A 5980-nucleotide genomic window follows, 5' to 3' on the forward strand; every position below is an offset into this window, starting at 1 on the left:
CCTTCGTCTGGTTTGACGAAACCGTCGCGGTGACGCCGCTTGGGCCGGAGCATATGGGAGCGGGCGTTCCCGACACCTATCCGTTCGGGCTTTAGCCCCTCTCGGACAACGCCGCATCAAAGTGAGTTTCGGCGGAACATTCATCGCGCCCTGCTGTTTTCTACCACAGGACCCTTTTCGAAGGAGTTGTGCCATGAGTGGAACCAAACATCCAAAGTGGAAAAAGCCGAGCGATGCCGATTTGAGAAACAATCCCGGTATCGGGACCTCCAAGGGCACGATCAAGGAAGGCGACGAACTCTTACTCGAAGGCGAAAACACGATCGAAGGCGATGTCGAGAACGACACCAACGCCCTTGGCGGGATCAATCCAAGGCAAAAGATGCGGACGAACAAGTAGCGTCGCGGCGTCTTACGAGGCAAGGGTCAGGCAGGAGCACATGCGCGCATTTATGATTGTCGCGGCGCGGAGTACATGTGAAGCAAGCTTCGGAGAGTATCCCATGACCGACCCTGATCCTGATCCGAACAATCCCGTGCCGATACCGGATAATCCGAATCCTGAGCCTGCCCGGCCGCCTGCTCCGCCGGAAACTCCGCCGGATGAGCCTCCGGGCGTTCCTCCGCCTTCGCCCGATCCCGTTCCCAGCCCGCAAAGGCAGCCCGTCGAAATTCCTCCCGAGACACCATCCGAGATTCCGACGAAACCGACCTTCCCGGGTCCGACTGCCAGAGCATCGGACCCAAGAGTGGAAACCCGGCTGTAGAACGACGCCGTCGCCGGCCATCCAGGTTCTGGTTATTCCCCGATTTGGCTGGTCGAACGTTCGTTGAGCGTCCCGCCCGTTTGCGCATCGATCGCCGCCAGGCTGACCTCATAGCCCCACAGGGTGCGGATATGGCGGAGGGTGGCGTCGCGACTGGCCTCCTCCAGCATGATGCCGTTCTTCACCTTGTGCTCCAGCCGCAATTGTCGGTCACCGAGCAGATCAACATCTACCACTTGGATATCCGGCCGGCTCGCACCGATGTCGTAGCTCTGGGCGAGCCCGGCGCGTATCTTTTCGTAGCCACGCTCATTGTGGATCGACGCGACTTCGTAATGCGGTTCGCTAGCGGCATCGGCGAGGATAAAGAACCGCCATTTCCGCATCAGGGCGGGGCTCAGATACTGGCGGATGAATGATTCGTCGCGATGGTTCGCCCACGCGTCGAGCAGGGTTTCGCGCCAATTGCCGCTGCCGGCGATATCGGGGAACCAGTCACGATCCTCGGCGGTCGGCTCAGTCGATATGCGCTGAATGTCCTGCATCATGTCGAGGCCCAAGGCATAAGGATTGATACCGGAAAAACGCGGATCGTCGAAGCCCGGCTGAAAGATCACGTTCGAATGGTTGCGCAGGATTTCCAGCATCGCGCCTTCATTGATCAGGCCGCGATCGAACAGCATGTTCATGAGTGTGTAGTGCACGAAAGTGGCGCAGCCTTCGTTCATTACCTGCGTTTGCCGCTGCGGATAGAAGTATTGCGCGACGACGCGGACTATCCTGATGATTTCACGCTGCCAAGGCTCCAGGACCAGGCTGTTTTTTTCCAGGAAGTAGAGCAGGTTCTCCTCGGGCAGGTTGAGCGTTTTCTTCCGCTCTGCGATGCCGGTGTTCGTTTCGTTGGCCTTGGTCCCGTCCTTCGACGGCGGGAGCGTGCGCCACAGATCGTTGTAGGAACGCTCTTCGTACTCCAGGCGCTCACGAACGCCTTCTCGCTGCCGCTCCGACGAGAGCTTCGGCGGTCGGCGGTATCTGAACACGCCCTGTTCCATCAGCGCATGGGCAGCATCGAGGATGGCCTCCACCGCGGCGACGCCATGCCGCTCCTCGCAACGGGCAATGTAACCCTTGGCGAAGTCCAGATAGCCCAGGATAGCGCTGGCATCCGTCCATTGCCGGAACAGATGATTGTTCTTGAAAAAATGATTGTGGCCAAGCGCTGCATGAGCTGTCACCAGGGCCTGCAGGGCCATGGTGTTTTCCTCCATCAGGTAGACGATGCAAGGATTGGAATTGATCACCAGTTCATAGGCGAGCCCCCGCCCGCCTTTGCGATAGAGCAATTCCTGGTAGAGAAAATGCTTGCCGAAGGACCAGTGGCGATACATCAGCGGCATGCCGACCGAGGAATAGGCGTCGAGCATCTGCTGGGACGAGATGATCTCCATCTGCACCGGATAGACGTCGAGGTGAAGCTCTTCGATCGCGAGCGCCTCGATCGCCTGGTAGGCGCGCGACAGTGTCTTGAAATCCCAGTCAGACCCTGAAAAGAGCAATCCTGATTTGCTGGTTTGGCCGGATTTGCCGGTCTGGTTCGCCATCGGCTCCCCTCAAGCGCTTTTTTGGAAGACCGGCTGCCTGGCAAAGAGCTGGCGAAAGACCGGATAGATGTCGGATGCGTTGGCGATACGGCTCATCTGGAAATTCGGCCATCTCTGGTTGACAGCGCTGTAGGCGCGCCACAGCGAGGTTCCATTGTCGGTGCTGCCGAAAATATGGCTCTCACGTTCGTCGATGATCTCGACATAGGCGAAATACTGGCACAGGCGCATGATCTGGCCGTCCATCAGGCCGATGCAGCGCTCGGAATCGGTAACGAAATTGTCGCCGTCCGATGCCTGGGCGGCATAGATGTTCCACTCGTTGCTGGGATAGCGTTGCTCGATAATACGGCGCATCTCCTCGAGTGCCGTGGAAACGACCGTACCGCCGCTTTGCGTATTGTAGAAGAAGGTTTCCTCGTTCACCTCCTGCGCCTCGTGCGTATGGCGGATGAAGACGATTTCGGTGCGGTCGTAGCGCCGTTTCAGGAACAGGTGCAGCAGCACGAAGAAGCGCTTGGCTAGATCCTTCTCGCGTTCGCCCATCGAGCCGGATACGTCCATGAGACAGAACATGACCGCATTGGCATTCGGCACGGGCTGGGCGTCAAAACGGTTGAAGCGGATGTCGACGGGATCGACATAGGCGATCCGCTTACGGCGGCGCTCAAGTCGCTCAAGCTCTTCCCGCAACGCTGCGATGCGTTGGCGTACCGGCCCCGCGCTCTGGGGCTCTGCCTCCAGGATTGCGAGTTGCTCCGCAATCGCATCAAGCTCCTCCTGCTTCGGGCGCCTGAGCGCAATCCGGCGACCATGGCTGTTTCGCATGGTGCGCCCGACATTGATGTTGGTCGGCGAACCGGTCGCGGCGAACCCTGCGCGGCGCGGCTTGAAGGCAAGTATCTCCTTGAGGTTGAGCTTGACCATGTCGGGAAGTTCGAGATCCTCGAAGAAAAGGTCGAGCACCTCCTCGCGCGAGAGCACGAAACGAAAATCGTCCTCCGAGACCGTTTTCCCGGGAGACGAACCGCCGCCGCCCTGACCGGGCTTGGGAACCCGGTCGCCCGGGGCGAAATGCTTATTGCCCGGCAGGATGTGCTGCCGCTTGCCGCTGTCTTTCGCATCGCTGAAGCTCGGCTCGGCTGTGCCCCTCGCCGGCATCGAGACGGCATGCTCGCTGTCGACATCAGCGATCTTGCCGGTACGAATCCGATCCCGGATGCTTCGCTTCAGTTCTTCGCGCGCACGCTTCAGGAAGCGCTGGCGGTTGCCCAGGCTCTTGTCCTTCGGGTTCAGTCGGCGATCGACAAAGATCGGCATGGAACCATCCCGGCCGGACTCAGCCCGCCTTGTTCACCCGCATGTACCAGTCCACCAGCCGGCGGACCTGACGTTCGGTGTAACCGCGTCCGACCATCCGATGCACGAACTCAGTATGCCGTTTCTCCGTTACGCTGTCCTGCTTGGAGCCGAAGCTGATCACCGGGAGCAGATCCTCGACTTGGCCGAACATCCGCTTCTCGATGACTTCGCGCAGCTTTTCATAGCTTGTCCATGAGGGGTTGCGGCCATTGTTCCTCGCCCGGGCGCGCAACGCGAACTTCACGACCTCATTGCGGAAGTCCTTGGGATTGGCAATGCCGGCCGGCTTTTCGACTTGCGACAGTTCGTTGTCCAGTACCTCGCGATTGAGGATCTGGCCTGTATCGGGGTCTTTGTAGTCCTGATCCTCGATCCAAGCATCGGCGTAGGCGATGTAGCGGTCGAACAGGTTCTGACCGTATTCGCTGTAGGACTCCAGATAGGCCTTCTGAATCTCATGGCCGATGAACTCGGCGTAACGCGTCGCCAGTTCCGACTTTATGAAGTCGAGATAGGCGGCCTCCGTTTCCTTCGGGAACTGCTCGCGCTTGATAGCCTCCTCCAGAATGTACATCAGATGCACAGGATCGGCGGCCACTTCCTTGGTGTCGTAGTTGAATGTCTGCGACAGGATCTTGAAAGCAAAGCGCGTGCTGACGCCGGTCATGCCCTCGTCGACACCGGCGGCATCGCGGTATTCCTGAACCGACTTCGCCTTGGGATCTATGTCCTTGAGGTTCTCGCCGTCATAAACGCGCATCTTCGTGTAAAGCGGCGAATTGTCGTGCTCGGCCAGACGGGTCGAGACGGTGAACCGGCTGAGAATGTCCAGCACCTCCGGTGCACAGGGACTGGAAGCCAACTCGCTTTCGCGCAGCAGCTTTTCGTAGATCTGCCTTTCTTCGGTGACCTGCAGGCAGTACGGCACCTTGACCACCAGGATGCGGTCGAGGAACGCCTCGTTGTTCTTGTTGTTCTTAAACTGCAGCCATTCCGACTCGTTGGAATGGGCTACGACGATGCCCTGATAAGGAAAAGATCCGAAGTTCTCCGTACCGTTATAGCTGCCTTCCTGGGTAGCGGTCAGCAACGGATGGAGGACTTTGATCGGCGCCTTGAACATCTCGACGAACTCGAGCAACCCTTGCGTGGTCCGGTTCAGGCCGCCGCTGTAGGAATAGGCGTCCGGATCGGATTGGCTGAAATTCTCGAGTTGTCGTATATCGACCTTGCCGACCAGGGCCGAAACGTCCTGGTTGTTCTCATCGCCCGGCTCGGTCTTGGCGATGCCGATCTGGCGCAGCCGCGAAGGCATCAGCTTCACGACGCTGAACTTGGAGATGTCGCCGGACAGTTCATCGAGGCGCTTGGCCGCCCACGGCGAGATCAGGCCGTTCAGCCGGCGCCGCGCGATGCCGTATTTGTCCTCCAAAAGGTCGCCCATGCGGTCAGGATTGAAAAGCCCGAGCGGCGATTCGAAAACCGGGCTGATCTGGCCGCCCACCTTCAGCGTATAGATCGGACGCTGCTCCATCAGCTTCTTCAGCCGTTCGGCGAGCGAGGACTTACCGCCGCCGACAGGGCCAAGCAGATAGAGGATCTGCTTGCGTTCCTCGAGCCCTTGAGAGGCATAGCGGAAATAGCCGGCTATGCGCTCGATCGTGTCCTCCATGCCATAAAACTCGGAGAAGGTGGGATAGACCTTGATTGTCCTGTTGGCGAAAATGCGGCCGAGCCGCTCATCCATGCTGGTGTCGATCAGGGTAGGCTCGCCGATCGCCTCGACCATCCGTTCGGGCGCCGAGGCATACATCGATTTATCCTCGCGGCAGGCAAGGAGATATTGCTGGATGCTTATCTCCTCCTGCGCCGCATTCGTGTAAATCTCCGAAAACAGATCGAAGACGTCGGACTGGTTCTCGCGCATGGTATCCTGGCCCCGGCCGGTCTGGTTGCTCTCGCCCTTCATTCAACTATCGGAAAGCCTTTGTGGTTCCCTATCATCACGTAGTGCGTCTGCGCCCGGATGTTAGGGGTCGAGACAGATATAGTGAACGCCTGAAAGCCAGCCAGCGAATGGCTCGCACAATGGAACGTTTCCGAGGGATATCCATTCTTCCATCAGCGCGTGCCGAGTGCAACAGCCCGTCGCGAACAAGCTGTTTTTCTGGAGGAATGAACCAGGCCGCCTGCTCTCAGCAGTTGAGTTGGCGGCGCACAGGTCATTCGGTGAAGAGATCTACACTGCAC

The 5980-nt window shown here is 58.9% G+C and carries 4 protein-coding genes; 1 reads left to right on the forward strand and 3 read right to left on the reverse strand.

Annotated elements, in window-relative coordinates; genetic code table 11:
• The first annotated feature begins 193 nt into the window (after nucleotides 1-193).
• The gene (locus EOA86_RS18620; RefSeq protein ID WP_029350518.1) at nucleotides 194-400 is read left to right on the forward strand and encodes a hypothetical protein; all 207 of its coding nucleotides are present in this window, start codon (nucleotides 194-196) and stop codon (nucleotides 398-400) included.
• A 399-nt stretch (nucleotides 401-799) separates the two neighbouring features.
• Here EOA86_RS18620 and EOA86_RS18625 read toward each other — a convergent pair whose 3' ends face one another.
• Genes EOA86_RS18625 through EOA86_RS18635 form a run of 3 tightly spaced genes read right to left on the reverse strand, consistent with a single transcriptional unit; the run spans nucleotide 800 to nucleotide 5657 of the window.
• Entirely contained in the window at nucleotides 800-2368 is a 1569-nt protein-coding gene (locus tag EOA86_RS18625; RefSeq protein ID WP_128343013.1) for a SpoVR family protein, read from the reverse strand.
• 9 nt (nucleotides 2369-2377) lie between these two features.
• Nucleotides 2378-3688: a YeaH/YhbH family protein gene (locus EOA86_RS18630; protein ID WP_128343015.1), complete on the reverse strand. Its 1311-nt coding sequence runs from the start codon at nucleotides 3686-3688 to the stop codon at nucleotides 2378-2380.
• A gap of 19 nt (nucleotides 3689-3707) precedes the next feature.
• A complete protein-coding gene (locus EOA86_RS18635) occupies nucleotides 3708-5657 on the reverse strand; it encodes a PrkA family serine protein kinase (RefSeq protein ID WP_029350511.1) in 1950 nt (649 codons plus the stop codon).
• Nucleotides 5658-5980 lie beyond the last annotated feature (323 nt).

Source organism: Mesorhizobium sp. M5C.F.Ca.IN.020.32.2.1, assembly GCF_004023105.1.
Lineage (GTDB): Bacteria > Pseudomonadota > Alphaproteobacteria > Rhizobiales > Rhizobiaceae > Mesorhizobium > Mesorhizobium wenxiniae.